Source organism: Streptomyces sp. NPDC096324 (assembly GCF_044763015.1).
Taxonomy (GTDB): domain Bacteria; phylum Actinomycetota; class Actinomycetes; order Streptomycetales; family Streptomycetaceae; genus Streptomyces.
In genome coordinates this window covers 112,356-137,981 of sequence record NZ_JBIWFK010000019.1, presented here as the reverse complement: position 1 = coordinate 137,981, position 25,626 = coordinate 112,356, and the positions used below count along the sequence as shown (strand labels likewise).

At 69.9% G+C, this 25,626-nt stretch carries 25 protein-coding genes and 1 tRNA gene; 12 read left to right on the top strand and 14 right to left on the bottom strand.

Translation table 11 applies throughout. The features are described 5' to 3' along the window. Positions 1–14: 14 nt before the first annotated feature. A complete protein-coding gene (locus ACIQ7M_RS36545) occupies positions 15–926 on the top strand; it encodes a rhomboid family intramembrane serine protease (protein WP_403652319.1) in 912 nt (303 codons plus the stop codon). Positions 927–1,216: 290 nt separating this feature from the next. On the opposite strand, the gene crgA is transcribed toward ACIQ7M_RS36545, so the two are convergent. Then, positions 1,217–1,471: a cell division protein CrgA gene (gene crgA / locus ACIQ7M_RS36540; protein WP_326786732.1), complete on the bottom strand. Its 255-nt coding sequence runs from the start codon at positions 1,469–1,471 to the stop codon at positions 1,217–1,219. 143 nt (positions 1,472–1,614) lie between these two features. Between crgA and ACIQ7M_RS36535 the strand changes: the two genes are divergently transcribed. The 6 genes from ACIQ7M_RS36535 to ACIQ7M_RS36510 all read left to right on the top strand — a co-directional run bounded on the left by ACIQ7M_RS36535 (position 1,615) and on the right by ACIQ7M_RS36510 (position 6,337). Continuing rightward, positions 1,615–2,394, top strand: coding sequence for a DUF881 domain-containing protein (locus ACIQ7M_RS36535; RefSeq protein WP_355762024.1), 780 nt, complete (start codon positions 1,615–1,617; stop codon positions 2,392–2,394). Between the two features lie 68 nt (positions 2,395–2,462). Continuing rightward, the gene (locus tag ACIQ7M_RS36530) at positions 2,463–3,185 is read left to right on the top strand and encodes a class E sortase (protein WP_355762022.1); all 723 of its coding nucleotides are present in this window, start codon (positions 2,463–2,465) and stop codon (positions 3,183–3,185) included. A 31-nt stretch (positions 3,186–3,216) separates the two neighbouring features. Further along, the gene (locus tag ACIQ7M_RS36525; RefSeq protein ID WP_355762020.1) at positions 3,217–3,378 is read left to right on the top strand and encodes a hypothetical protein; all 162 of its coding nucleotides are present in this window, start codon (positions 3,217–3,219) and stop codon (positions 3,376–3,378) included. Further along, on the top strand, positions 3,375–4,013 hold the full coding sequence (locus tag ACIQ7M_RS36520) for an aminodeoxychorismate/anthranilate synthase component II (RefSeq protein ID WP_355762018.1): 639 nt from the start codon (positions 3,375–3,377) through the stop codon (positions 4,011–4,013). Before ACIQ7M_RS36525 ends, ACIQ7M_RS36520 begins: the two co-directional genes overlap by 4 nt. 392 nt (positions 4,014–4,405) lie before the next feature. Beyond that, positions 4,406–5,482 (top strand): class E sortase, encoded by a 1,077-nt coding sequence (locus ACIQ7M_RS36515; protein WP_403652353.1) that lies wholly within the window; start codon positions 4,406–4,408, stop codon positions 5,480–5,482. A gap of 93 nt (positions 5,483–5,575) precedes the next feature. Continuing rightward, positions 5,576–6,337, top strand: a complete 762-nt coding sequence (locus tag ACIQ7M_RS36510) for a class E sortase (protein ID WP_403652313.1) — start codon at positions 5,576–5,578, stop codon at positions 6,335–6,337. Between the two features lie 119 nt (positions 6,338–6,456). Here the strand turns inward: ACIQ7M_RS36510 and pknB are convergent, their stop codons facing one another. The 6 genes from pknB to ACIQ7M_RS36480 form a co-directional block, all read right to left on the bottom strand. Further along, the gene (pknB, locus tag ACIQ7M_RS36505; protein ID WP_403652309.1) at positions 6,457–8,454 is read right to left on the bottom strand and encodes a Stk1 family PASTA domain-containing Ser/Thr kinase; all 1,998 of its coding nucleotides are present in this window, start codon (positions 8,452–8,454) and stop codon (positions 6,457–6,459) included. Between the two features lie 170 nt (positions 8,455–8,624). After that, the gene (locus ACIQ7M_RS36500; RefSeq protein ID WP_389838193.1) at positions 8,625–10,106 is read right to left on the bottom strand and encodes a peptidoglycan D,D-transpeptidase FtsI family protein; all 1,482 of its coding nucleotides are present in this window, start codon (positions 10,104–10,106) and stop codon (positions 8,625–8,627) included. Continuing rightward, positions 10,103–11,548, bottom strand: a complete 1,446-nt coding sequence (locus tag ACIQ7M_RS36495) for an FtsW/RodA/SpoVE family cell cycle protein (RefSeq protein ID WP_355762008.1) — start codon at positions 11,546–11,548, stop codon at positions 10,103–10,105. The genes ACIQ7M_RS36500 and ACIQ7M_RS36495 overlap by 4 nt, the downstream gene beginning before the upstream one ends. Positions 11,549–11,574: 26 nt before the next feature. After that, on the bottom strand, positions 11,575–13,116 hold the full coding sequence (locus ACIQ7M_RS36490; RefSeq protein ID WP_355762005.1) for a Stp1/IreP family PP2C-type Ser/Thr phosphatase: 1,542 nt from the start codon (positions 13,114–13,116) through the stop codon (positions 11,575–11,577). Positions 13,117–13,236: 120 nt separating this feature from the next. After that, the gene (locus tag ACIQ7M_RS36485; RefSeq protein WP_355762002.1) at positions 13,237–13,758 is read right to left on the bottom strand and encodes an FHA domain-containing protein; all 522 of its coding nucleotides are present in this window, start codon (positions 13,756–13,758) and stop codon (positions 13,237–13,239) included. A 10-nt stretch (positions 13,759–13,768) separates the two neighbouring features. After that, positions 13,769–14,611, bottom strand: coding sequence for an FhaA domain-containing protein (locus ACIQ7M_RS36480; protein WP_386982601.1), 843 nt, complete (start codon positions 14,609–14,611; stop codon positions 13,769–13,771). Between the two features lie 603 nt (positions 14,612–15,214). Between ACIQ7M_RS36480 and ACIQ7M_RS36475 the strand changes: the two genes are divergently transcribed. Continuing rightward, positions 15,215–15,301 (top strand) — tRNA-Leu (locus ACIQ7M_RS36475). 473 nt (positions 15,302–15,774) lie between these two features. Here ACIQ7M_RS36475 and ACIQ7M_RS36470 read toward each other — a convergent pair. Next, positions 15,775–16,428, bottom strand: a complete 654-nt coding sequence (locus ACIQ7M_RS36470; protein ID WP_403652302.1) for an FMN-dependent NADH-azoreductase — start codon at positions 16,426–16,428, stop codon at positions 15,775–15,777. A gap of 296 nt (positions 16,429–16,724) precedes the next feature. Between ACIQ7M_RS36470 and ACIQ7M_RS36465 the strand changes: the two genes are divergently transcribed. The 4 genes from ACIQ7M_RS36465 (at position 16,725) to ACIQ7M_RS36450 (ending at position 20,550) form a co-directional block, all read left to right on the top strand. Then, a complete protein-coding gene (locus tag ACIQ7M_RS36465) occupies positions 16,725–17,087 on the top strand; it encodes a helix-turn-helix domain-containing protein (protein ID WP_355761995.1) in 363 nt (120 codons plus the stop codon). A 182-nt stretch (positions 17,088–17,269) separates the two neighbouring features. Next, a complete protein-coding gene (locus tag ACIQ7M_RS36460; RefSeq protein ID WP_403652298.1) occupies positions 17,270–18,853 on the top strand; it encodes a DUF2252 domain-containing protein in 1,584 nt (527 codons plus the stop codon). Positions 18,854–19,119: 266 nt separating this feature from the next. Further along, complete coding sequence (locus tag ACIQ7M_RS36455; protein WP_403652295.1) at positions 19,120–20,169, top strand: hypothetical protein; 1,050 nt, start codon at positions 19,120–19,122, stop codon at positions 20,167–20,169. A 33-nt stretch (positions 20,170–20,202) separates the two neighbouring features. Next, entirely contained in the window at positions 20,203–20,550 is a 348-nt protein-coding gene (locus tag ACIQ7M_RS36450) for a rhodanese-like domain-containing protein (protein ID WP_355761986.1), read from the top strand. Positions 20,551–20,647: 97 nt separating this feature from the next. Here ACIQ7M_RS36450 and ACIQ7M_RS36445 read toward each other — a convergent pair whose 3' ends face one another. From ACIQ7M_RS36445 to paaA, 6 genes are all read right to left on the bottom strand, one after another. Beyond that, positions 20,648–21,781, bottom strand: coding sequence for an acyl-CoA dehydrogenase family protein (locus ACIQ7M_RS36445; RefSeq protein ID WP_403652292.1), 1,134 nt, complete (start codon positions 21,779–21,781; stop codon positions 20,648–20,650). 206 nt (positions 21,782–21,987) lie between these two features. Beyond that, a complete protein-coding gene (paaE, locus tag ACIQ7M_RS36440) occupies positions 21,988–23,052 on the bottom strand; it encodes a 1,2-phenylacetyl-CoA epoxidase subunit PaaE (RefSeq protein WP_403652290.1) in 1,065 nt (354 codons plus the stop codon). Further along, positions 23,052–23,579 (bottom strand): 1,2-phenylacetyl-CoA epoxidase subunit PaaD, encoded by a 528-nt coding sequence (paaD, locus tag ACIQ7M_RS36435; protein ID WP_386982588.1) that lies wholly within the window; start codon positions 23,577–23,579, stop codon positions 23,052–23,054. The genes paaE and paaD overlap by 1 nt, the downstream gene beginning before the upstream one ends. Further along, the gene (gene paaC, locus ACIQ7M_RS36430; RefSeq protein ID WP_403652286.1) at positions 23,573–24,292 is read right to left on the bottom strand and encodes a 1,2-phenylacetyl-CoA epoxidase subunit PaaC; all 720 of its coding nucleotides are present in this window, start codon (positions 24,290–24,292) and stop codon (positions 23,573–23,575) included. The genes paaD and paaC overlap by 7 nt, the downstream gene beginning before the upstream one ends. After that, positions 24,289–24,576: a 1,2-phenylacetyl-CoA epoxidase subunit PaaB gene (paaB, locus tag ACIQ7M_RS36425; protein WP_103554257.1), complete on the bottom strand. Its 288-nt coding sequence runs from the start codon at positions 24,574–24,576 to the stop codon at positions 24,289–24,291. Before paaB ends, paaC begins: the two co-directional genes overlap by 4 nt. Next, complete coding sequence (gene paaA, locus ACIQ7M_RS36420; RefSeq protein ID WP_403652282.1) at positions 24,573–25,613, bottom strand: 1,2-phenylacetyl-CoA epoxidase subunit PaaA; 1,041 nt, start codon at positions 25,611–25,613, stop codon at positions 24,573–24,575. The genes paaB and paaA overlap by 4 nt, the downstream gene beginning before the upstream one ends. Between the last annotated feature and the right edge of the window lie 13 nt (positions 25,614–25,626).

Below are 25,626 nucleotides of genomic sequence, written 5' to 3'. Positions count from 1 at the left end.
ATTGAGGGGACCCCATGGACCAGCAGCCGCCCGGCAGCCCGCAGGGCCCGCCGGATCAGGGACCGCAGGACGCCCGGAGCCTGCCCGGCTGCTACCGGCACCCGGACCGCGAGGCCGGCGTGCGCTGCACCCGCTGCGAGCGTCCGATCTGCCCCGAGTGCATGGTCAGTGCCTCCGTCGGCTTCCAGTGCCCCGAGTGCGTCCGCGGCGGCTCCGGCACCGGCCACGCCCCGGCGGCCAACCAGCCCCGCACCCTCGCGGGCGGCACCGTCGCGTCCGATCCCCGGCTCGTCACCAAGCTGCTGATCGGCCTCAACCTGGCCCTCTACCTCGTCCAGGTCGTGGTGGGCGACGCCTTCACCAACAGCTTCGACCTCTTCGGCCGTGCCTGGCTCTCCGGCGAGTTCCAGGGCGTGGCCGAAGGCCAGTGGTACCGCATGGTGACGTCGATGTTCCTGCACGGCGGCGTCATGCACATCCTGTTCAACATGGTCAGTCTGTGGTGGATCGGCGGTCCCCTGGAAGCCGCGCTCGGCCGCGCCCGGTACATCACGCTCTACTTCGTCTCCGGCCTCGCGGGCAGCGCGCTCAGCTATCTGCTCGCCGGCCCCCAGCAGCCGTCGCTCGGCGCCTCCGGGGCGATCTTCGGCCTGTTCGGCGCCACCGCGGTGCTGATGCGCCGGCTCAACTACGACATGCGCCCGGTCATCGGCCTGCTGGTGGTCAACCTGATCATCAGCTTCTCGCCCGGCTTCAACATCGCCTGGCAGGCGCACGTCGGCGGGCTGATCGGCGGTGTGGTGGTCGGCTACGCCATGGTCCACGCCCCGCGCGAGCGGAGGAACCTCGTCCAGTTCGGGGTGGCCGGGCTCATGCTGGCCGCGGTGGTCCTCACGACGCTGCTCAGGACGACTCAGCTCACCTGAGAGAGCGCACGGCTCACCTGAGAAGTGATGTTGTCCACAGATCACGGTGGATCTTGTGCACGCGCTGCGGGAACAACTGTGCCCCCTGTCACGGACCCGGGTTTCCCCAGGTCGGACAGGGGGCGAACAGGTTTGCGGGGGTCGGTGGACCAGTCACACCGGCGTCAACCGCCCATTAGTTATCCACAGATCGTCTTTCTTTTCCACCTGTGGACAACTCTTGTGGATAACTCAGTGGAGGGCTGTGGGCAGAACTCGCGCCCGGGTCGCTCCCAGGTGAGCGAAGCCGGTCACTTCCACTGTGTGGAGACGCCGAACCCGGCCGCGATGAAGCCGAAGCCGACCACGATGTTCCAGTTGTCGAGCGCGTCGATCGGCAGGGTGCCGTCCGTCACGTAGAAGACGACGATCCAGGCGAGGCCGATGAGGAACATGGCCAGCATGGCCGGTGCGACCCAGGTGTTGCTGGTCAGCTTGATGTTGGTCGCCTGCTTCGCCGGGGGCGGCGTGTAGTCGGCCTTCTTGCGGATACGTGACTTCGGCACGAGGGTCTCTCCTGTCGATGCGCTGCGTGGCCGCGCAGGGAACTGGGGCGGGGCTCCGGGGCAGCGTACAAGGGGACACTGAGTGCTCCCCCGGGCGTCCGTTAGCGTAGTGCTTCCGCGGCGCCGAAGGAGATAAGGGTACGTTGAGCAATTCTGCCGACTCCCCCGGGACGGATTCCAGTCCTGGCGGTACGCACCGTTTCCGGCCCGTACGTGTGCTCACGGTGGCCGTCTTCGCCCTCGCGGGCCTCATCTTCTTCACGAGCTTCGACACGGCCAAGGGTACGAACATCCGTACGGATTCGTCGCTGCTGAAGCTGTCCGACCTGATCCAGGAGCGCAGCCACAAGAACGCGACGCTGGACGAGACCAACGGCGGCCTGCGCCGGGACGTGGACGCCCTGGCCGGCAGCGAGGACGGCGGCAGCGCGGCAGGCGACGCCAGGCTCGCGGCGCTGGAGAAGAACGCGGGCACCCGGAAGCTCAAGGGCGAGGCCGTCACGGTCACGCTCAACGACGCCCCGCCGAACGCGACGGCGAAGCTTCCCGGCTACCCCGAGCCGCAGCCCGACTACCTGGTCATCCACCAGCAGGACCTCCAGGCGGTGGTGAACGCCCTGTGGCAGGGCGGCGCCAAGGGCATCAAGGTGATGGACCAGCGGCTGATCTCGACGAGCGCCGTCCGCTGCGTCGGCAACACCCTGATCCTCCAGGGCCGCGTCTACTCGCCCCCCTACAAGATCACCGCCATCGGAGACCCGGCGAAGCTCCAGAAGTCGCTCGCCGCCTCACCGGCGATCCAGAACTACATGGTGTACGTCAACGTCTACGGGCTCGGCTGGAAAGTCGATGAGAACGGGACGATGACTCTTCCCGGCTACTCGGGCACAGTGGATCTCCACTACGCGAAGCCCGTGGAGTAGGCGCCCGGACCTCGCGGAGCAGTGGGCGAAGCCCGTGGAGCGAACTGCCGCCGGGGGGCCTTGTGTCGGTGCGAGTGTTCGTCAGGACGATCAGTGAGCTGTGCCTGACCGTCGGCACCCTGATCGTGCTCTTCGTGGTCTACGTGCTGTTCTGGACGGGGGTCAAGGCCGACAGCGCGATGGACCACCAGATCGAAGTGCTCCAGAAGCAGTGGTCGAAGGGTGCGCCGGCCCGCTCGACGGAGTCGGGGTCGGACTCGTCGGGCGGCACAGGCGGCGGGGGGACGGCCACCGGAAGTCCGAAGGCGCCTGGCCCCTACAAGTACGGCGGCCCTTTCGCGGTCATGTACATCCCGCGTCTTGGTTTCACGTGGAACAAGCCCGTGCTCGAAGGCACGGCCACGCGGGTGCTGAAGCAGGGGCTCGGTCACTACCGGGGGACCGCGCAGCTCGGCCAGGAGGGCAACTTCTCGGTCGCGGGCCACCGGCGTACGTACGGTGATCCGTTCAAGGACTTTCCCGAGCTCCGGCGGGGTGACGCGGTGGTGCTGACGGACGGGACGACCTGGTTCACGTATCGGATCGACAAAGGCCCATACAAAACAGTGCCCTCGGACGTTGAGGTGATCGACCCTGTGCCACGTAAGTCCGGGTATACGCGTCCGGGACGCTATCTCACGCTGACCACGTGTGATCCGGAGTGGGGGCACAGCCATCGGTTGATCGTCTGGGCACATCTTGATTCCACACAGCCTGTGGAGGCAGGGAAACCGGCGGCTCTGCGCCGTTAGTCTGTTGGCGTACGGCGACGGAAGGGACGGCATGTACGGCTGGATCTGGCGGCATCTGCCGGGGAGCGTATGGGTGAGGGCGCTGATCTCGCTCGTCCTCGTCCTGGCGGTGGTCTACGTGCTCTTCCAGTACGTCTTCCCGTGGGCCGAACCGCTGCTGCCCTTCAACGATGTGACGGTGGACAGCCAGTGAGCACGCGCATTCTCGTTGTGGACAACTACGACAGCTTCGTCTTCAACCTGGTCCAGTACCTCTACCAGTTGGGCGCGGAGTGCGAGGTGCTGCGCAACGACGAGGTGTCGACGGCGCACGCCCAGGACGGCTTCGACGGTGTGCTCCTGTCCCCGGGGCCCGGCGCTCCCGAACAGGCCGGTGTCTGCATCGACATGGTCCGGCACTGCGCCGCTACCGGGGTCCCTGTCTTCGGTGTCTGCCTCGGGATGCAGTCGATGCAGGTGGCGTACGGAGGCGTGGTCGACCGGGCGCCCGAGCTGCTGCACGGCAAGACCTCGCTCGTGGAGCACTACGGCAAGGGCGTCTTCGCCGGACTGCCGTCGCCCTTCACGGCGACCCGTTACCACTCGCTGGCGGCCGAGCCGGAGACGGTTCCGGCCGAGCTGGAGGTCACGGCCCGTACCCACGACGGGATCGTCATGGGTCTGAGACACCGTGAACTGCCGGTCGAGGGCGTGCAGTTCCACCCGGAGTCGGTGCTGACCGAGCACGGCCACCGGATGCTCGCCAACTGGTTGCTCGAGTGCGGTGACAAGGTGGCCGTGGCGAGGTCGGCGGGGCTCGCCCCGGTGGTGGGCAGGGCCACGGCGTGACCGCGCTGCGCCCCGAGCGCGACAGCTCCCCCTACGGCGGCGAGGCCGCGTACGGGGGCGCCGGCGCGTTCGAGGCGGCGGTCGGAGGGCTCGCGGACCCGCTGACGGATCCGCTGCCCGACCAGGGACAGGGCGTACCGCAGCAGGGCTACGGCCAGGGCGGGTACGGACCTGACTGGTACGCCGCGCAGCAGCAGCAGCAGGCCGCACGGTTGCAGGCCGCCCAAGTGCACGCGGCCCAGGCACAAGCGGCGCAGGCGTATGCCGCGCAGGCGCAGGCGCAGGCGCAGGCACAGGCACAGGCGCAGGCACAGGCACAGGCCCAAGCTCAAGCCCAAGCGCAGGCCCAGGCCCAAGCGCAGGCAGTCCGGGCGCAGACACAGACGCGGGCGATGCCCTCCACCCCGGCGGCGGCACCGTCGTACGCGGACGAGTACGAGCGGGCGTACGCCCCGCCGTACCAGGAGCCCGCGGTGCCCCACCATCGCGGACCGATGGCCGCACCCGTCGCGGCTCCCGTCGCCGAACCGGTCGCGCCGAGCCTGCCGTTCGACGACGAGACGGTCGCGTTGCGTCTACCGGGCTCGCCCGCGAGGGCGGAGCGCCGCGCGCGGGCGGCCGACAGTGGGACCGGCCCCGCCGACGGGGGGCGTGCGGCCCGCCGTAAGGCCGCCGGACGCCACGGGCGGCCCGGAGGGCCACAGGACCCCCACGAGCCCCAGGAAGCGGCTCAGGGGGCCGCTGGAGCCCCGCGGAGTCGGATGGACGCCCGCCGCGCGGCACGGGCCTCGAAACCGGGCGCCGTGGTTCTCGTGAGCCGGATGGTCGGCGAGGTGTTCATCACCGCCGGCGTGCTGATGCTGCTGTTCGTGACCTACCAGCTCTGGTGGTCGAACGTGCGGGCGCACCAGCAGGCGGGCAGCGAGGCGAGCAGCCTCCAGCAGGACTGGGCGAACGGCAAGCGCAACCCGGGGACGTTCTCGCCCGGGCAGGGCTTCGCCATCCTGCACATCCCGAAGCTGGACGTGGTCGCGCCGATCGCGGAGGGCATCAGCAAGACGAAGGTGCTGGACCGCGGCATGGTCGGCCACTACGGCGAGGCGCCTCTCAAGACGGCGATGCCGGACGCCAAGACCGGCAACTTCGCGCTCGCCGGGCACCGCAACACCCATGGCGAACCGTTCCGGTACATCAACCGCCTCAAGCCGGGCGACGAGATCGTCGTCGAGACGCAGGACGACTACTACGTCTACAAGATGGCGTCGATCCTGCCGGTGACGAGTCCGGGCAACACGAGCGTGCTCGATCCGATCCCCAAGGGTTCGGGATTCACCGGACCGGGTCGCTACATCACCCTGACCACCTGCACACCGGAGTTCACCAGTAAGTACCGGATGATCGTCTGGGGCAAGATGGTCGAGGACCGGCCGCGCAGCAAGGGCAAGCCCGACGCGCTGATGGGCGGCTGAGGACGGACGCCGGCGCCGGTACGTACGGACGCGCGCGCGGGCGGGACGTGCACGAGAGACAACCTGAGACAGACCAGACGGGGCAGATGAACAGTGGCAGCGAGGATCGACCACGACGAACGCGCCGGATCGGACGCCGGATACACGGTCTCCGGTGACGTGCGCGGTGGGCGCCGGCCCATGGGATGGTTCGCGACGACGGTCAGCGTCTTCGGTGAACTCCTCATCACGGTGGGACTGGTGCTCGGCCTGTTCGTCGTCTACTCGCTGTGGTGGACGAACGTCGTGGCCGACCGCGAGGCGCACAAGCAGGGTGACAAGGTCCGTGACCACTGGGCGCAGTCGCCGAGCGGTCCGGGCGCTCTGGACACCAAGGACGGCATCGGCTTCCTGCACGTCCCGGCGATGAAGAACGGCGAGGTCCTGGTCGAGAAGGGCACGGCGACGAAGGTCCTCAACGACGGCGTCGCCGGCTACTACACGGAACCCGTCAAGTCGTCCCTGCCGATGACCGGCAAGAACGGCAACTTCACGCTCGCCGCCCACCGGGACGGCCACGGCGCCAGGTTCCACAACATCGACAAGATCGCCCAGGGCGACGCGATCGTCTTCGAGACCCGGGACAAGTGGTACGTCTACAAGGTCTTCGACATCCTTCCGCAGACCTCGAAGTACAACGTCAAGGTGCTCCAGACGGTCCCGAAGCAGTCCGGCAAGGCGAAGCCCGGCCACTACATCACCCTGACGACCTGCACCCCGGTGTACACCTCCCGCTACCGCTACGTGGTCTGGGGCGAACTGGAACGCGTGGAAAAGGTCGACAACGCGCGAACCCCGCCGAAGGAACTGCGCTAGCTCCGAAAGCGCCGTCGCGCCGCACGGAAGTGACGGCAGGACGACGGAAAGGGCCCCGGCACTCGAGAGTGCCGGGGCCCTTTCCTTGTCGCTCGCCCGAGGGCGGTTCTTGGCGGGCCTCAGCCGTTGTTGCCGCCGAAGAGGCCGCCGCCTCCGTTGTTGTTGCCCCCGTTGTTGCCGCCGATCTTGATCGTCGTCAGCGTGACGGTGGTGTTGTCCGGGCTTCCGTTGGCCGGGCTGTTGGCCTGCGGGTCCTGACCGATCACCCTGGCGTCGTCACTTCCGTCGCTGCCCTGGGCGAACTGGATGTTGTTGAAGCCGGATCCCTGCAGGATCTGCCTCGCCTCGGCCACCGTCTTGCCGACGACGGACGGCACCGTCGCCTGCTGCTTGGCCTTGCCGATCTGGATCTGCACCGTGGAGTTGGGGTCCGCCTGCGTGTTGGCCGTCGGGGTCGTCTGGATGACCTTGCCGACCAGGTTCTGGTCGTCGGTCTCCGTGTCGACGCACTGACCGACGAGGTTGTTGGCCGTCATCTGCGCCTTGGCCTCGTCACAGCTCTTCCCGGAGACGTCCGGGACGACGGACTGCTTCTTCTCCTTGGCGATGGTCAGGGTGATGGTCGAACCCTTCTGCACCTCGGCCCCGAGCTTCGGGTTCTGGTCCAGGACGGTGTTCGGCTCCTCGCCGGACTCCTCGTACTTCGTCTTGACCGTGAACCCGTACTTCTCGTCCCCGAGGATCTGCTTGGCCTCGTCCAGGGTCTTGCCCGTGACGCTGGGCACCGCGACCTTCGGCGCCCCGGTGGACACGACCACGTTGATCGTGTCGCCCTTCTTCACCGTCGAGCCCACGGCCGGGTCCTGCGAACAGACGTTGCCCTTGGGCTCGTCGTCGCACGGCTTGCGGGTGGGTGAGAGCTTCAGCTCGCGGTTGTCCGCCATCTTCTGGGCGTCGCCCAGCGTCTGGCTCACGAAGTTGGGCACCTTGAACGAGTCGTTGGCCGTTCCCTTGCCGGAGAACGCGTACTTCCCGATCAGGATCGCGCCGATGAGGACCAGGACACCCGCGACGACCAGGAGGATCGTCGAGGTGTTGTTCTTCTTCTGGCGGCGCCGGTCGGGGCGGTCGTCGTAGCCGTAGCCGCCGTCGTCCGGGTTCATGGGCGGGAGCATCGACGTGGCCTGGGCGTCCGAGGAGCGCAGGGCCGTGGTCGGCTGGTCGTCGCCGTAGCCGCCGTACCCGACCGAGCCCATGGCGGCGCTGGCCGCGACGGGCTGGCCGTCGAGGCAGGCCTCGATGTCGGCGCGCATCTCGTCGGCGGACTGGTAGCGGTAGTCCGGGTCCTTCACGAGGGCCCGCAGCACGATCGCGTCCATCTCGGGCGTGATCTCGGGGTCGAAGACCGACGGGGGCTGGGGTTCCTCGCGGACGTGCTGGTACGCGACGGCGACCGGGGAGTCGCCCACGAACGGCGGGCGCACGGTCAGCAGCTCGTAGAGCAGGCAGCCGGTGGAGTAGAGGTCCGAGCGGGCGTCGACCTGTTCGCCCTTCGCCTGCTCGGGAGAGAGGTACTGGGCCGTGCCGATGACCGCGGCGGTCTGCGTCATCGTCATGCCGGAGTCGCCCATGGCGCGGGCGATGCCGAAGTCCATGACCTTGACCTGGCCGTTGCGCGTGAGCATCACGTTGGCGGGCTTGATGTCGCGGTGGACGATGCCGGCGCGGTGCGAGTACTCCAGGGCCTGGAGGATGCCGATGGTCATCTCCATCGACCGCTCGGGCAGCAGTCTGCGTCCCGAGTGCAGCAGCTCGCGCAACGTGGATCCGTCGACGTACTCCATCACGATGTACGGGATGGAGGTGTTGTCGATGTAGTCCTCACCCGTGTCGTAGACGGCGACGATCGCGGGATGGTTGAGCGAGGCGGCCGACTGGGCCTCCCGGCGGAACCGGGCCTGGAACGACGGATCGCGTGCGAGGTCGGCCCGCAGCGTCTTCACCGCCACGGTACGGCCGAGCCGGGTGTCATGCGCGAGGTAGACCTCGGCCATGCCACCACGGCCGAGCACGTGGCCCAGCTCGTACCGGCCGCCGAGGCGACGCGGCTCTTCCATAGCTACCTACCAGCCCTCTCCGTCGGTCCCGACCGCACCTTTGTGTGGTCCGGCGGTGTGCTGTCCGGGCACACGGTACCCGGATCGCGTTCTGTGACCTGGCCTAGACCGTCACCCGTGACAGGACCGGTATCGCAACGTGCACCGATGTGATGGGGACGTGAGCGGGGTCACTTCTTGCTGTCGATGACTGCCTTCATCACGTCCCTTGCGATGGGGGCGGCCAGACCGCCACCGGAGATGTCGTCGCGGCTGGCGCTGCCGTCCTCGACGACGACCGCCACGGCGACCGGGGAGCTGCCGTCGGGGAGCTTCGCGTAGGAGATGAACCACGCGTAAGGCTTCTCACTGTTGGCGACACCGTGCTGCGCGGTACCCGTCTTGCCGCCGACGGTGACACCGGAGATCTGGGCCTTCGTGCCCGTGCCCTCCTTGACGACCGTCTCCATCATGGACTGCAGGATCTGGGCGTTGGCCTCGGAGAGCGGCTGGCTCATCTTCTCGGGCTCGGTCTGCGAGATGACGTCCAGGTTGGGCGCCTGCAGCTTGTCCACCATGTAGGGCTTCATGAGCGTGCCCTGGTTGGCCACGGCGGAGGCCACCATGGCCATCTGCAGCGGGGTGGCGGCCGTCTCGAACTGGCCGATGGAGCTGAGCGCGGTCTGCGCGTCGTCCATCTTCTTGGGGAAGACGGAGGCGTTGGAGCGCACCGGGGTGAGCTGCTCGGAGTTGAAGCCGAACTTCTCGGCCTCCTCCTGCATCTTGTCCTTGCCGAGGTCGGCGCCGATCTTGCCGAAGACCGTGTTGCAGGACACCTTGAGCGCCACGCGCATGGTGGCGTCCTTGCAGGGGATGTTCCCCTCGTTCTTCAGCTCGGTCCGGGTGCCCTTCAGGATGTACGGCAGCGGGGTGTCGGTGTGCTGCTCCGCTGTCGTGTACAGGCCGTTCTCCAGCGCCGCGGCCGCGGTGACCACCTTGAAGGTGGAGCCCGGCGGGTAGGTCTCGCGCAGCGCCCGGTTGAGCATCGGGTCGTCGGGGTTGTTCTTCTTCTGGAGCTTGTTCCAGGCCTTCGCGTCGGTGTTGGTGTTTCCGGCGAAGGACGAGGGGTCGTACGACGGGGTGGAGGCCAGCGCCAGGATCGCGCCGGTCTGCGGGTTGATCGCGGCGACGGCGCCCTTGCCCCGGCTCAGCAGGCCCTTGTAGGCGGCCTTCTGCGCGGCGGCGTTCAGGGTGGTGACGACGTTGCCGCCCTGCTTCGGCTTGCCCGTGACCATGTCGAGGGTGTTGCGGAAGAAGAGCCGGTCGTCGTTGCCGGTGAGGATGCCGTCGTCCAGCTTCTCGAGCTGGGAGGCGTCGAAGGCCTGCGAGGCGTACCCGGTGACCGGCGCCCACATGGCGCCGTCCTTGTAGGTGCGCTTGTAGACGAAGTCGTTGATGCCGTTCTTCTTCGTCTCGGTGGCCCCGGTGATGGGGTTGCCGTCGACGATGATGTTGCCGCGCGGGGTGGCGTACCGCTCGATGGCGACGCGGCGGTTGTGCGAGTCGGTTCGCAGGGTGTCCGCCTGGACGTACTGGATGTAGTTGTCGCGGAGGAGCAGGGCGAGGACGAGGAGCCCGCAGAAGATCGCGATCCGGCGCAGGGGCTTGTTCACGGGCGGACCACCTGGGTCATCTCGGCGTCGGGGCTGGGGGCGGGCGCGGGCGCCGGCCGGCGGGCGGTGTCGCTGATGCGGATCAGGACTCCGACGAGCGCCCAGTTGGCGATGACGGAGGAACCGCCGGAGGCCAGGAACGGCATGGTCATACCGGTCAGCGGGATCAGGCCCATGACGCCGCCGGCGACCACGAAGACCTGGAGGGCGAAGGCGCCGGAGAGGCCGACGGCGAGGAGCTTGCCGAAGGGGTCGCGGGCCGCGAGTGCCGTGCGGATGCCGCGCTCGACGATCAGGCCGTAGAGCACCAGGATCGCCATGACTCCGGCGAGACCCAGTTCCTCGCCGAACGTGGCGAGGATGAAGTCGGAGTTCGCGGCGAAGCGGATGAGCTCGGAGTGGCCCTGACCGAGGCCGGTGCCGAGGGTGCCGCCGGAGCCGAACGCCCACAGCGCCTGCATGGCCTGCTCGGAGTGGATGATGCCGTCCTGGACCCCGGACTGGCTGAGCAGGTACTCGTGCATCGGGTCGAGCCAGGCCTGGACACGGGTCTGGATGTGCGGTTCGAAGGTCGCCACACCGACCGCGCCGCCCGCCGACATCAGCAGACCGAAGACGATCCAGCTCGTCCGCTCGGTGGCGACGTACAGCATGACGATGAACATGCCGAAGAACAGCAGCGACGTACCGAGGTCGGTCTCGAAGACCAGGATCAGGATCGAGATGAACCAGACCACGAGGATCGGGCCGAGGTCGCGGCCGCGCGGCAGGTACAGGCCCATGAAGCGGCGGCTGGCCAGGGCGAGCGCGTCGCGCTTCACCATCAGGTAGCCGGCGAAGAAGATCGCGAGGACGATCTTCGCGAACTCACCGGGCTGGATGGAGAAGCCGGCGACCGAGATCCAGATCTTGGCGCCGTAGATGTTGGCACCCAGGCCGGGGACCAGCGGGAGCAACAGCAGGACCAGGGCGCCGACCATGGAGATGTACGTGTAGCGCTGCAGGACGCGGTGGTCCTTCAGGAAGAACAGCACGGCGACGAACAGGGCGATGGCCAGCGCGGTGTACAGGAGCTGGCGTGGTGCCGCGTTGCCCGCCTGGTTGATCGACTGGAGCAGCTTGGACTGGTCGAGCCGCCAGATGATCACCAGGCCGAGCCCGTTGAGGAGCGTGGCCAGCGGCAGCAGCAGCGGGTCCGCGTACGGGGCGAACTTGCGCACCGCGAGGTGGGCGACGCCGGCCAGCAGGCCGAGGCCGGCGCCGTAGCTCAGCAGGCCGGTGGGCACCTTGTCGTCGATGGCGAGGCCCACGTTGGCGTAGGCGAACACCGGGATGACGACGGCGAACACCAGCAAGGCCAGTTCGGTGTTGCGTCGGCTCGGTGTGCCGATCGATCCGATCGTGGACGTGTGGTGTGTCGGCGTGTTCGTACTACTGCTCATCGTGTGACAGGGCCCCTCACGGCTTCTTACTGCTTACCGCACAGCGAGACCAGCTTCTGCTCCTCGTCGGAGAGGCTGGGGCCGGGTGTGGGAGTGGGTGCGGTCGTGGACTTGGAGGACGAGGGTGCCGAGCTCGACGGGGTCGGGCTCGGGCTGGACGTGGCCTTGGACGTCAGAGAGGTCTTTGTGGTTCCCGTGGTCCCGTCGGCCTTGTCGGAACCGGGCTTCGCGCTGTTCTGGCTCTTGGTGGCGCGGCGCTGGGCGTCCTTGCGGCAGGCGGAGGCCTGCACGGCGAGTTCGTCGATCTTCGCCTGCGCGTCCGCGAGGCCGCCCTCGGTGATGGTCGCCTTGACCTGCTGCTGCTGGTACGGCGGCAGGTACTTGAGTTCGATCTCGGGGTGGTTCTTCTCCACCTTCGAGAGCGAGACCCAGGCCAGGTCCTGGCTGATGCCCCGGTAGAGGGCGACGTGGTCGTCCTGGGCGCCGACGTAGTACTGCGTCTGCGTCCAGCGGTAGCCGCCGTACAGGCCGCCGCCGATGACGGCGAGCGTCAGGACGACGTAGAAGGACCTCTTGAGCCACCTGCGTCCGGAGCGCGGCTTGACGAAGTCCTCGTCGGTGTAGTCCCCGAAGCCGTTCGTGGAGACGTAGCCGGTGGTGTCGCCGCTGCCGGGCGGGCCGAACTCGCCGCCGCCGCCCTGTCCGGGCACGGGCCGGCCGAGGCCGGAGGCGCGGCCCGCGGGGGTCTGCATGGCGCCGTTGTCGTGGAGCTGGTGCTGGTTCTCGGCGACCGCGCCGACCACGACGGGGGTGTCGGAGAGCTGTGCCGCGAGGGTGTCACCGGAGTCGATGTCGAGGACGTCGGCCACGATGACGGTGATGTTGTCCGGGCCGCCGCCGCGCAGCGCGAGCTGGATGAGCTCCTGCACGGTCTCCTGCGGGCCCTGGTAGCTGGCGAGGGTGTCTTCCATCGTCTGGTGGGAGACGACGCCGCTGAGGCCGTCGGAGCAGATCAGGTACCGGTCGCCGGCGCGGACCTCGCGGATCGAGAGGTCGGGCTCGACGTGGTCGCCACTGCCCAGCGCGCGCATCAGCAGGGAGCGCTGCGGGTGGGTGGTGGCCTCTTCCTCGGTGATGCGGCCCTCGTCGACGAGGCGCTGCACCCAGGTGTGGTCCTGGGTGATCTGCGTGAGCACGCCGTCCCGCAGCAGGTACGCCCGGGAGTCGCCGACGTGCACGAGACCGAGCCGCTGGCCGGTCCACAGCAGGGCGGTGAGCGTGGTGCCCATGCCCTCGAGCTGCGGGTCCTCCTCGACCATCAGCCGGAGCTGGTCGTTGGCACGCTGCACGGCGGTGCCGAGCGAGGTGAGGATGTCGGATCCGGGTACGTCGTCGTCGAGCGCGACGATGGTGGAGATCACCTCGGAGCTGGCGACCTCACCGGCGGCCTGGCCGCCCATCCCGTCGGCGATCGCGAGCAGACGGGGACCGGCGTAGCCCGAGTCCTCGTTGCCCTCGCGGATCATGCCTTTGTGCGATCCGGCGGCGAAGCGCAGTGACAGACTCATGCGCACCTCGCCCGTCGGCTCCGGGTACATCCGCACGGTGCCCACCCTCCGGTCGGGAGCGCGCCGGGGTCCCTTGTGTGGACCGCCGCTGCGTGCTCGCTCCGCTCGCTCATTGTCGTACTACTTCCGCAGCTCGATGACGGTCTTGCCGATGCGGATCGGCGCGCCCAGCGGTACGGGCGTCGGGGTCGTCAGCCGGCTCCGGTCGAGATACGTGCCGTTGGTGGAGCCGAGGTCCTCGACGATCCACTGGCCGTCCCGGTCGGGGTAGATCCTGGCATGCCGGCTGGAAGCGTAGTCGTCGTCCAGCACGATGGTGCTGTCGTGCGCCCGGCCCAGGGTGATGGTCTGGCCCTGGAGCGCCACGGTGGTGCCCGTGAGGGTGCCCTCCGAGACGACCAGCTTGGACGGTGCGCCACGACGTTGCCGGCCGCCGGCGGCGGGCGCCTGCTGCTGGCGCTGCTGCGGAGGCGCGGCCTGTCGCGCGGCCTGCTGGGGCCTCGCGGCGTCCCTGCGCGAGCCGCGCTGTGTGACGCGCGTTCCGAACAGGTCGCTGCGGATGACCTGCACGGCCACGATCACGAACAGCCACAGTACGGCCAGGAAACCCAGCCGCATGACCGTGAGGGTCAGCTCTGACATTGCCCCCGCTTCACCCTTCGGCTTGCCGGTAAATGATGGTGGTGCTGCCCACGACGATCCGCGAGCCGTCGCGGAGCGTAGCGCGGGTTGTGTGCTGCCCGTCCACCACGATGCCGTTGGTGGACCCGAGATCCTGGATCGTCGAGGGCGTTCCGGTCCGGATCTCACAGTGCCGGCGCGATACGCCGGGGTCGTCGATCCGCACGTCGGCTTCAGTGCTGCGGCCCAGCACCAGCGTCGGGCGGGAGATCTGGTGGCGTGAGCCATTGATCTCGACCCAGTGCCGCATACGGCCACCCGCCGCCGGGCCGGCCGGGGGCCGGGCACCCGTGGGTGCCATGCCCGGACGGCCGCCGGGGGGCGGCGCGGACGGCATGGGGGGAGCGGCCGAGGGAGGGTAGCCGTAGCCACCCTGGGCTCCGCGGGGGCCCGCCTGGGCGGGGCCCGCGGGGGCGCGCTCGGGAGACTGCTGATTGGCGGAGGAGGCGAGCGTACGACTGCGGACCCGGTACAGACCGGTGTCGAGGTCGTCCGCCTTCTCCAGATGGACCTTGATGGGGCCCATGAAGGTGTAACGCTGCTGCTTGGCGTAGTCGCGGACCATTCCGGCGAGTTCGTCGCCGAGCTGTCCGGAGTAGGGGCTGAGGCGCTCGAAGTCGGGCGTGCTCAGTTCGACGATGAAGTCGTTCGGGACGACGGTCCGGTCGCGGTTCCAGATCGTGGCGTTGTTGTCGCACTCGCGCTGCAGCGCTCCGGCGATCTCCACGGGCTGGACCTCGGACTTGAACACCTTGGCGAAGGTGCCGTTGACCAGACCTTCGAGACGCTGCTCGAACTTCTTCAGGACTCCCATGGGGCACCTCCTCCGTCGTTGCCGTCCTGGTACAGCTTGCTGTCTTTCCGGCCCTGCTGGACCAGCCGGCCTACCCGGCCTTGCTGGTACTGCTTACTGATCGTATCCACGCGTCGGGAAATCGGCTGGTTCCCCCTGTCGGCACGGTCGACGGGTTGTCGACACCTTCCGAAGTCCCCTCCCGAAGTTCCCTGAGAGGCCCCTCTTCGAACTCTTCCCGGCACTGCTTCTGCCATGGATCGTAGAGGCGCCCCAGGACCAGTGTCCCGCACCTGACTGTGCGGCCCGTCCGACTCCTGGGGAGATGCGCTGGACCGGTACGAGGTTGATACGTGAACCGGTTCTGTCTGAAACGTGTGACGCGTGCCGGGACGCCGGTGAGGAGGCGGCCGGCGCCGGCCGCCTTCCCGCCCGGGCCGGGAAGCCGGGCGGGGCAAGGGCACCGCGCCCGTGCGGGCCGTGGTGGTCCGGGGCGCGGTACGGCCGGTGCGCGGGCGGGAGGGGCGGGGGAAAGGGATGTGATTCCACCCCTGACAGCGTGCTAATCTTCTGCATGTCGGAAGGCGCCCGCGGCCAAAGCGGGAGACGGAAGACACACCCAATGCGCGGGTGGCGGAATAGGCAGACGCGCTGGATTCAGGTTCCAGTGCCCGAAAGGGCGTGGGGGTTCAACTCCCCCCTCGCGCACCAGCCGAAAGCCCCTCAGGTCCTTGACCTGAGGGGCTTTCGCATGTCCGGGGTACGTCCTTCGCCGCGCTCCCCTCGGGGTGCTTCCGTCGTCCCTCCCCGGTGCTCGCGCGATGTCGCGCACCGGGTGGTGCGGGTCGTCGCGGGTCGCGCGGACGCCCGGGAGCGCTGTGAAGTGTGACGATGCTCTCACGCAAGTAGCGGGGAATCGGCGGGGAGTTGGCGGGACGGCGGCCGGTGAGCGGACGTTCACGGACCCGAAGGCCTGTGAAGGGGTGCTCGCGGACCCGAAGGCCCGTGAAGGGTGCTCGCGGACCCGAAGGCCCCTGGACGCGGCGGAGCCCCGCGGGGCGGGGTGTCCTGCCCTGCGGGGCTGTGCGCCGCCGTACCGGTCCTCGGCCGTACGGAGCTGTGCGCCGCCGCCGTACCGTCGAGCCGCGTCCGGTCGGCGGAGTGGTGGTCCTCGGGTGCCGTGATCAGGCGGCGACGTGCGCCGCGACCCTCTTCGCGCGGGCGGCCGCGTCGTCCAGGGCCTTGCTCCGGGACGCCTCGAAGAGCGGGACCAGGTCGGCCATCGCCGGGTTGTGCGGGGCCATGGTGAGCTCCGGGACGATGAATTCGACGTCGAGGGCGAGCATGTCGCCCAGAACGGCCTCCAGGTAGTTCTGCACGTACTCGAAGCCCGCGCGCGGAGTGCCCTCCGCGTACGAGCCGCCGCGGCTGGCGACGACCGTGACCGGGGTGCCCTTGATCGTCGCGTCCTCGGACATGGCGGTGCGCCCGATGAGGATGACGTTGTCCAGCCATGCCTTGAGGGTCGAGGGGATGGAGAAGTTGTACATGGGGGCGCCGATCAGGATCGCGTCCGCGTTCTCCACCTCCTCGATCAGCTTCAGGCGTGCCGCGAAGGCCTCGGCCTGCCCGGGGGTGTGGGTGTCCGGGGCGGCGAAGCCGGCGGAGTGGGCATCGGCCGTGATGTGCGGCACGGGGTCCGCGGCGAGGTCGCGGTAGACGACCGTGCCGTCGGGGTGCTGCTCCTGCCAGGCCGCGCGGAAGGCGTCCGTCACGGTGCGCGAGACGGAGGCGCCGCCCGGGGTGGCGGACGAGTCGATGTGGAGGAGGGTGGCCATGATGATCTCCAGGCAAAAGGGGTGTATTGGTTGATTGCGCCGAGGTCGGGCGGGGTGGTCGTGGTGGGTCGGCTCCGGGTGGGGTGCCGGGACCCGCGGTGTCTCGGTCCTGGGTGGTGGCGCTCCGGAACCCCGGGTGGGCCGGGCCCCGGTGGGGCGAACCGGATCCGGACAGAGCTGTGGCAGGAAGGCGCGTCATGAGCCGCCCTGGCGGGCTTCTCTTTCATGCCTAACTAGAGATAACACAGCTACTTACTTTTTTTCATCCCCTTGTGGAGACGCAGTACCCTGAAGGCATGCCAGTACCGGGGAGCCACGACGCGGGGCCGTGCCAGAAGGTCGACGACGGCATGACCCGTGTCTTCACGCTGCTCGGAAAACGATGGACGGGTCTCGTCGTCGCGGTCCTGATGCAGCACCCCGTCCACTTCGCCGACCTGCGCAGAGCCATCCCCGGCATCAGCGAGCGGATGCTCTCGGACCGGCTCACGGAGCTCGGCGCGGCCGGCCTGGTCGTGCGCAACGTCGACGAGGGTCCACCGCTGCGGGTCTGCTACGCCCTGACGGAGGCGGGCGCGGCGCTGGAACCGGCCCTCAAGGAGCTGGGTTCCTGGGCTGAGCGGTACCTGCCGGAGGGCGGGCCCTGCCGGGTGCGGTAGCGGGCCGGGTTCCGCCGGGCCGCGGGGTGCGGTGCCGCGCCGTCGGCCGGTCGGTGTGCGCGGGCTGGGAGCGCGGCTGCTTCCCGGGCGTCGGCGGAGTTGTCCACAGGGTCTGACGCGTTTTCGCGACCGGCTGTACGGTCAGCACGAGTTGATGTTCGTGCGCGGGGGAGGCGGTCGTGATGGCCGAGGTCGGTACAGCGGGGGCGGAGCGGCGGACGGCGCCGGCGGGACGGGCCGGGCTGGTCGAGCGGACCGGTCCGGTGCGACAGGAGACCGGTGCCGGGCAGGGCGCGGGCGCGTCCGTGCCGGAGCCCGGACGGAGTTCCTCGCCCGAGGGGCCGTCGGCGGCGGCCGAGGACGGGCAGGCGGCCGGGGCGTTCGGGGCCCGGGGGTTCGCGGTTCCGGGGTTCGCCGCCTGGCCGGTGAAGGGTTCACCCAAGGAAGAGGGGAAGGCCCTGCGCGGGCGGGTCCCGCGAGCGGCGCACGCCGAGCTCCTGATCGACGCCGACCGGCCCGACGCGGTGACCGCGGTCGAGGAATCCAACCGGGGCCGGATCCCCGGGCTCACCCCGATACGGGTCGGCAGGATGGCGGCCACACCCTTCGCGTTCCTGCGCGGCAGCGCCGGTCTCATGGCATACGACCTCGCCCGCACCCCGATGTCCGGTGTGAGCGCCCAGATCTGCGGTGACGCGCACGCGGCGAACTTCGGCCTGTACGGGGACGCGCGCGGCGGTCTGGTCATCGATCTGAACGACTTCGACGAGACGGTGTACGGCCCCTGGGAGTGGGACCTCAAGCGGCTCGCCACCTCGCTCGTCCTCGCGGGCCGGGAGGCCGGCGCCGACGAGGACATCTGCCGCGCGGCCGCGCGCGACTGCGTGGGCGCGTATCGCCGCACCATGCGCCTGCTGGCCAAGCTGCCGGTGCTGGACGCCTGGAACGCCATCGCCGACGAGGAACTCGTCTCGCACACCGACGCCCACGACCTTCTCGGCACCCTGGAGCGGGTCTCCGAGAAGGCGCGGGCCAACACCAGCGGACGGTTCGCCGCCAAGTCGACCGAGGCCGTGGACGGCGGCCGTCGCTTCGTCGACGCGGCACCCGTGCTGCGCCGCGTGCCCGACGAGGAGGCGGCCGCGGTCGCGGCGTCCCTGGAGCGCTATCTGACGACGCTCTCCGAGGACCGACTCCCCCTGCTCGCCCGCTACGCGGTGCACGACGTCGCCTTCCGCGTCGTCGGCACCGGCAGCGTCGGCACCCGCTCGTACGTCGTGCTGCTCCTGGACCACCGCGGTGAAGCCCTGGTCCTCCAGGTCAAGGAGGCCCGTGCCTCGGCGCTGCTCCCGCACCTGGCGACCATCGGCCATCCGGTGCCCGAGCCGGTTCACGAGGGCCGCCGGGTCGTCCTCGGCCAGAAGCGCATGCAGGTCGTCAGCGACATCCTTCTCGGCTGGACCTCGGTCGACGGTCTGCCCTACCAGGTGCGCCAGTTCCGCAACCGCAAGGGCAGTGTCGATCCCGCCGCGCTGGCCGCCGACCACGTCGACGACTACGGCCGTATGACCGGCGCCCTGCTGGCCCGCGCCCACAGCCACAGCGTCGACCCGCGCCTGATAGCCGGGTACTGCGGCAAGAACGAGGAGCTGGACGAGGCCGTCGCCTCCTTCGCCGTCGCTTACGCGGACCGCACGGAGGCGGACCACGCGGCCCTGACGGCGGCGGTCCGCAGCGGACGGATCGCATCTGAACCAGGAGTGTGACCGGGGAGAGCGGCGGCCGGCGCCGGTCCGGTAGCGATGCGGGTCCGCTGCCGGTGTCTGTGTCGGTCCGATGCCCGTGATGGTGCCGGTGCCGGTGCCGGTGCCGGTGTCTGTGTCGGTGCGGTGTCCGTGAGGGTGATGGTGCTGGATTCGGCGGTCGGGATGATCGGGGTGGTTGGGGTCATTGGGGTCGTTGTGGCCGGTCAGGTGGCTGTAGGAGTGGGGAAGGCAGTGAGCCCCGGGGGAGTGTGGCCTACGCTGGTCGGGTGACGACCCCGGAAGCCGATCAGAGCCAGTCCGAGCCCGCCTTCGAGGGCGGCCGGGAACACGCCGGTGCCCCGGAGGGCGAGACGCCCCAGGCCGCACCCGGCGACGACGGCCGTGTCACGGACGCGGAGGACGCGGGCGCCGTTTCCGGCACCCCGTCCGGCTCGCAGCCCGGCTCCCGGACGCCGGAACAGGGCGAGGGGCAGTCCCAGGCGCAGGACGAGGCTCGGGCCGATGACGGCCGGAGTCCGGCTCCGGACGGGGAGAACAGGCCCGAGGCGCGCCTGGAGCGGGCCGTGCGAGCGGCCGAGCAGGCGTTGATCGAGTTCGAGATCGCGGTGGAGACCTTCCGCGTCGAGGTCGACAATTTCTCCCGGCTGCACCACCAGAAGCTCGGCCCCATGTACTCCCGGCTCGATGAACTGGACGCCCAGATCGCCGAGGCGCGTGCCGCGCTCACCGGTGACCCGGAGGACATATTCAAGGCGCACGAGGCACGGGCGCGGGTCATGCCCATGCCCGGGGTCGAGGAGCTGTTCCACGGCTGGATGGACTCGGACGGCCTGTTCCCCGAGGCCGTGGCCATGCTCACGGACCAGCCCGTACGGCCCCCGCAGCGCGTGCGTCCCAGCGAGGAGGCCCGCAAGCTCTTCCGCGAGCTCGTCCGCAAGGCCCACCCGGATCTCGCGCAGGACGACGACGAGCGCAAGCGGCGTGACGAGTTCATCGCCCGGGTGAACACCGCGTACGCCAGGGGCGACGAGGCGTTGCTGCGGGAGCTGGCCGCGGAGTGGGCCGCCGGCCCCGCGCCCGAGGAGTGGAGGCCGAGCCGGAGCGAGGAGCTCTACGCCCGCCTCGAATGGCTCTCCCAGCGCAAGGAGATGCTCACCCTCGTCGCCCGGGAGCTGGAGGAGAGCGCCATCGGCGCCATGCTCAAGCTGGCCCCGGAAGACCCGGACCGTCTCCTGGAGGAGATCGCCGAACAACTGATCACGCAGGTCGGCGAGCGCGAGCACGAGCTGGCGACGCTGATCGACCAGGCTCCCTGAGCTTCACCGGCGCGGTCGGGTAGCGTCGGAGGCATGAGTTTCGGAGCTGGTGTGCCCACGGTCGGGGTCGACAACCTCGCGGTCGACGACTTCCTGCTGGACGTCCGGGAGGACGACGAGTGGGAGGCGGGTCACGCCGAGGGGGCCCTGCACATCCCCATGAGCCACTTCGTCGCCCGGTTCGGCGAGCTGACCGAGGCGGCTCCGCAGGACGGCCGGGTCAACGTGATCTGCCGCTCCGGCGGGCGTTCGGCCCAGGTCACCATGTACCTGGTCCAGCAGGGCATCGACGCCGCGAACGTCGAGGGCGGTATGCAGAGCTGGGAGGCCGTCGGCCGCCCCGTCGTGAACACCAAGGGCGAGCCCGGCTTCGTGCTCTAGCGTGCCCCAGCCGGAGCACGCCCACCCGGGGCAACGCCCTCCGGCCGGCGCCGCTCACCCTGCCCGGGAACGGGAACGCCTGGAGCACTGGGCCCGGTCACCCCAGGGTGTGGGCCGCCAGAAGGTCGCCCAGGGCTTCCTCGTGTGCCGCCGCCGGGCCGAGTGACAGTTCGAGGTGCTTGGCCCAGGCGTGGTACCGGTGCAGCGCGTACTCGGTGTCGGCGCCGAACCCTCCGTGCAGATGCTGGGCGGTCTGCACGACCCGGCGGACCCCTTCGGACGCCCAGATCTTGGCGACGGCCACATCACCGGCGGCCGGAAGCGCGCCGCCGGCTCCTGTGCTGACGCGCCACGCGGCCTGCCAGAGCGTCGCCTCCATGGCGCGCAGGTCGATGTAGCGGTCGGCGGCCTGGACGGCGACCGCCTGGAACGTGGCGACGGGGAACCCGAACTGCTCCCGCTTGCTCGTGTAGGCGCTCGTCATCCGGAGCACCTCCTCCCCGAGCCCGAGCGCCAGCGCACAGGTGCCGGTGGTCAGCAGGTCGCGCAGCCACTCCCAGGCCCCCGGGGTGTCGATGACATGCAGGCCGGCGATCCGGGCGGACTCCAGGCGCAGTTCGCCGAGCCGCTCGCCGGTCGTGGAGATCTGCTCGGCGAGGACGGCGCCCTCGTGGTCGCGGGGAACCAGGGCGAGGACGGTCCGGTCGGCGTCCGTGTGCGCGGGCACGACGACGAAGTCGGCGTCCAGGGCCCAGGGGACCGCCGTCTGCACGCCGTCCAGGATCCATCCGGTGCCGTCCCGCCGCGCGGTCACGACGCGTTCCGCCGGGTCGTGCCCGGTCCTGCCGTTGGCGGCGACGGTCAGCACGACGTCACCCCGGCCGGCCCGCGCCGGCAGCTCCGCCCTCAACTCCTCGCCGCCGTGGCGTCGTACGGCCGCGGCCGCCGCGCTGTTCTCCAGCAACGGCACCCGTGCCAGCACCTTCGCCGACTCCCGCAGCACGAGACACAGCGCGATCGCGTCGAGGCCCGCCCCGCCGGCCTCCTCGTCGAGCAGCAGACTCAGCAGGTCCGCGTCGGCGAGCCTCGCCCACAGGGGCCGGTCGAAGTCCTCGGCGACGGATCCCGCGGTGAGCGCGGGACTGGGCACCCCGTCGGGGACGACCCCGGCGAACACCCCCCGCGCCGCCTCGGCCGCCGCCTGCTGCTCCTCGGTGAAGGTGAAGTCCACGATCCCGTCCTCCCGCGCACACCGGACCAACGATCAGACGGACAGCCTGATCTGACGGTGCGTCAAGATAGAACAGGTTCTATGAGAAGGGAACTGCCGACGATCGGCCACTCCTCCTCTGCGGCCAAATACTTCTCAGTGGCCGACGACTTTCCCGAAGGTCGTTTCCCGGCGGTCGAAGCCTCTCCCGGCGGTCGAAGTCCGGCTCAGCGGTCGAAGTCCAACTCGACCTTCTCCGTGGCGGGGTGAGACTGGCAGGCCAGTACGTACCCGGCCTCCGTCTCCTCCGGTTCCAGCGCGAAGTTGCGGTCCATCCGCACCTCGCCCGAGACGAGGAACGCCCGGCAGGTGCCGCACACGCCGCCCTTGCAGGCGTAGGGGGCGTCCGGACGGTTGCGCAGGACCGCGTCCAGCAGCGACTCGCCGTCCTGGACGGGCCAGGTGCCGCCGCGTCCGTCGAGCCGTGCGGTGACCGTGCTGTGCGCGGGAGCCGGAACGCTGGACGGAGCCGTGGCGGCGGCGTCCACGTGGAAGATCTCCTCGTGGACACGCGTCCGGGGCACCCCGAGCCCACGAAGCGCGCGCTCGGCGCCCTGGACGAGCCCCATCGGCCCGCACAGGAACCATCCCGCCACCCGCTCCACGGGCAGCAGCGCCGGAAGCAGCGCGGTGAGCCGCTCCTGGTCGAGACGGCCTGACGGCAGCCCGGCCTGCTGCTCCTCGCGGGAGAGGACGGTCACGAGCTGGAACCGCTGCGGATAGCGGTCCTTGAGGTCGGCGACCTCCTCCAGGAACATCGTCGAGGCCGACGAACGGTCGCTGCGGATCAGGCAGAAGCGCGCGTCCGGCTCCCGCGCCAGCAGGGTCGAGACGATCGACAGCACCGGGGTGATCCCGCTGCCGCCCACCACCGCCGCGTACAGGCCGGGCGAGGGCTCCAGCGTGAAGCGTCCCGCCGGGATCATCACCTCCACCTCGTCGCCGACGGCGATCTCCTTGAGCGCGTACGTCGAGAACGCGCCTCCGTCGACCAGGCGCACGCCGACCTTCAGGGTGCGCGGCGCCTCGCCGTCGGGGGAGGGCGCCGGCGAGCAGATGGAGTACGTGCGGCGGATCTCCGTACCGTCGACCGTGCGGCGCAGGGCCAAGTGCTGGCCGGCGGCGTGCCGGTAGTCCTCGCGCAGTTCCGCGGGCACCGCGAGGGTCAGGGCCACGGAGTCGTCGGTGATCCGGTCGACCGCGGCCACCGTGAGCGGGTGGAAGCGGGCCATCACAGCTCCTTGAAGTGGTCGAACGGTTCGCGGCAGGACAGACAGCGGCGCAGCGCCTTGCACGCGGTGGAGGAGAAGCGGCTGAGCAGTTCGGTGTCGGCCGATCCGCAGGCCGGGCAGCGGACGGGTTCCGGCTCGTCCGTGACCGTCCGGGTCGGACCCAGATCGAGGGCCACCGGTCCGGCGGGACGGTCGCCGCGCGGCGGCGCTATCCCGAACTCCCGCAGTTTGCGGCGTCCTTCGTCCGAGATGTCGTCGGTCGACCAGGCGGGGCTGAGCACGGTGCGCACGGACACCTCGCGGATGCCGTGTTCGTGGAGCACCCGCTCGATGTCCATGGACATGGCCTCGACGGCCGGGCAGCCGGTGTAGGTCGGGGTCAGTTCCACCTCGACGCTGTCGGCGCCGCGGACGTGGACGGCGCGCAGGACACCGAGGTCGTCCAGGGTGAGAACGGGGAGTTCGGGGTCGAGCACGGAGCCGGCCAGCCTGCGCAGTTCCTCCTCCAGGGCGGTCGTCGTCACCATGACGCCCCCGGGTGGCTGCGGTGCAGGTGCTGCATCTCGGCGAGCATCCGCCCGAAGGACTCGGTGTGCAGGCCCTGGCGTCCGGCGCCGGCCGCCCAGGCCCCGGTGTGCGGGCCTTCGGGGACGGTCAGTGTGGCCCGGCGCAGCGTGGCTTCCACGGACTCCGTCCAGGCGGCCCGGAGTCCGGCCCAGTCGATGTCGACGCCGTCGAGCGGCTGGAACATCTCGCCGGTGAAGCGCCACAGCGCCTGGCAGGCGCGGTTCATCCGCTCGTGGCTCTCGTCCGTGCCGTCGCCGAGGCGCAGGGTCCACTGCTCGGCGTGGTCCTGGTGGTAGGCGACCTCTTTGACGGCCTTGGCGGCGAGAGGTGCGAACTCGCTCTCTCCGGCTGCCAGTTGTGCGTAGAGAAGCCGCTGGTAGGTCGAGAAGTAGAGCTGCCGGGCGATGGTGTGCGCGAAGTCGCCGTTCGGCTGCTCGACGAGCTGGAGGTTGCGGAAGGCGCGCTCCTCGCGGAGGTAGGCCAGCTCGTCCTCGTCGCCCGCCAGGGACAGCAGGATCCGGGCCTGGCCGAGCAGGTCCAGCGCGATGTTGGCCAGGGCGACTTCCTCTTCGAGGACGGGCGCGTGGCCGGCCCACTCCCCCAGCCGGTGCGAGAGCACCAAGGCGTCGTCGCCGAGGGCCAGGGCGGCCGCGGTGTTCACGGTGAGCGTCACAGGTGCTTCACCCCTTCCGGGATCTCGTAGAACGTCGGGTGGCGGTAGGGCTTGTCCGCGGACGGCTCGAAGAACGGGTCCTTCTCGTCCGGCGAGGACGCGGTGATCGCCGCCGAGGGGACGACCCAGATCGAGACGCCCTCGCCGCGGCGGGTGTACAGGTCGCGGGCGTTGCGCAGCGCCAGTTCGGCGTCCGGCGCGTGCAGGCTGCCTGCGTGGGTGTGCGACAGTCCCCGGCGCGAGCGCACGAAGACCTCCCACAGCGGCCAGTCGGTGTTCGTCATGCTCGGGTCGCTCCTGTCTCACCGGTCGTGCTCGTCGAGCCGACGGCCTGGCTCGTGTGCTTTTCCGCGTATGCCGCGGCCGCCTCCCGCACCCACGCGCCCTCCTCGTGGGCGCGCCGGCGCTGGGTGATCCGCTGGTCGTTGCACGGGCCGTTGCCCTTGAGGACCTCCCAGAACTCCGTCCAGTCGATGGCGCCGAAGTCGTGGTGTCCGCGCTCCTCGTTCCACACGAGGTCGGGGTCGGGCAGGGTCAGGCCGAGCGATTCGGCCTGGGGCACGGCTATGTCGACGAAGCGCTGGCGCAGCTCGTCGTTCGAGTGGCGCTTGATCTTCCACGCCATCGACTGGGCGGAGTGCGAGGACTCGTCGTCGGGCGGGCCGAACATCATCAGGGACGGCCACCACCAGCGGTCGACGGCGTCCTGCGCCATCGCATGTTGTTCGGTGGTGCCCTGGCTCAGGGCCAGCAGCAGTTCGTACCCCTGGCGCTGGTGGAAGGACTCCTCCTTGCACACGCGGATCATGGCGCGCGCGTACGGGCCGTACGAGCAGCGGCACAGGGGGACCTGGTTGGTGATCGCCGCGCCGTCGACGAGCCAGCCGATGGCGCCGACGTCCGCCCACGTCAGCGTCGGGTAGTTGAAGATCGACGAGTACTTCTGGCGGCCGGAGTGCAGCTTGTCCAGCAGTTCGTCGCGGCCGACGCCGAGCGTCTCGGCCGCGCTGTACAGATACAGCCCGTGTCCCGCCTCGTCCTGGACCTTCGCCATCAGGATCGCCTTGCGGCGCAGCGAGGGCGCGCGCGTGATCCAGTTGGCCTCGGGCTGCATGCCGATGATCTCGGAGTGGGCGTGCTGCGCGATCTGGCGGACCAGGGTGGAGCGATAGGCGTCGGGCATCCAGTCGCGGGGCTCGATGCGTTCGTCGGCCGCCACCGCGGCGTCGAAGACGACCTCGTACGCCGCTGTGCGCGCCGCTTCGTCGGCGGCTTCGTCCGCTTGTGTGCGGGCCGTGTGGTGCGCTGATGCTGTCGCCATGCGGTCCCCCTCG

Bases quoted from the DNA above. Each gene is read 5' to 3' on its own strand.
- paaB (WP_103554257.1), bottom strand. From the start codon at position 24,576: ATGACGAACACCGACTGGCCGCTGTGGGAGGTCTTCGTGCGCTCGCGC.
- ACIQ7M_RS36460 (WP_403652298.1), top strand. From the start codon at position 17,270: ATGGCCGAGGTCGGTACAGCGGGGGCGGAGCGGCGGACGGCGCCGGCG.
- ACIQ7M_RS36495 (WP_355762008.1), bottom strand. From the start codon at position 11,548: ATGAGCAGTAGTACGAACACGCCGACACACCACACGTCCACGATCGGA.
- ACIQ7M_RS36480 (WP_386982601.1), bottom strand. From the start codon at position 14,611: ATGGGAGTCCTGAAGAAGTTCGAGCAGCGTCTCGAAGGTCTGGTCAAC.
- pknB (WP_403652309.1), bottom strand. From the start codon at position 8,454: ATGGAAGAGCCGCGTCGCCTCGGCGGCCGGTACGAGCTGGGCCACGTG.
- ACIQ7M_RS36470 (WP_403652302.1), bottom strand. From the start codon at position 16,428: ATGGCCACCCTCCTCCACATCGACTCGTCCGCCACCCCGGGCGGCGCC.
- ACIQ7M_RS36485 (WP_355762002.1), bottom strand. From the start codon at position 13,758: ATGTCAGAGCTGACCCTCACGGTCATGCGGCTGGGTTTCCTGGCCGTA.
- ACIQ7M_RS36450 (WP_355761986.1), top strand. From the start codon at position 20,203: ATGAGTTTCGGAGCTGGTGTGCCCACGGTCGGGGTCGACAACCTCGCG.
- ACIQ7M_RS36490 (WP_355762005.1), bottom strand. From the start codon at position 13,116: ATGAGTCTGTCACTGCGCTTCGCCGCCGGATCGCACAAAGGCATGATC.
- ACIQ7M_RS36465 (WP_355761995.1), top strand. From the start codon at position 16,725: ATGCCAGTACCGGGGAGCCACGACGCGGGGCCGTGCCAGAAGGTCGAC.
- ACIQ7M_RS36515 (WP_403652353.1), top strand. From the start codon at position 4,406: ATGCCCTCCACCCCGGCGGCGGCACCGTCGTACGCGGACGAGTACGAG.
- paaD (WP_386982588.1), bottom strand. From the start codon at position 23,579: ATGGTGACGACGACCGCCCTGGAGGAGGAACTGCGCAGGCTGGCCGGC.
- paaA (WP_403652282.1), bottom strand. From the start codon at position 25,613: ATGGCGACAGCATCAGCGCACCACACGGCCCGCACACAAGCGGACGAA.
- paaE (WP_403652290.1), bottom strand. From the start codon at position 23,052: ATGGCCCGCTTCCACCCGCTCACGGTGGCCGCGGTCGACCGGATCACC.
- ACIQ7M_RS36525 (WP_355762020.1), top strand. From the start codon at position 3,217: ATGTACGGCTGGATCTGGCGGCATCTGCCGGGGAGCGTATGGGTGAGG.
- ACIQ7M_RS36545 (WP_403652319.1), top strand. From the start codon at position 15: ATGGACCAGCAGCCGCCCGGCAGCCCGCAGGGCCCGCCGGATCAGGGA.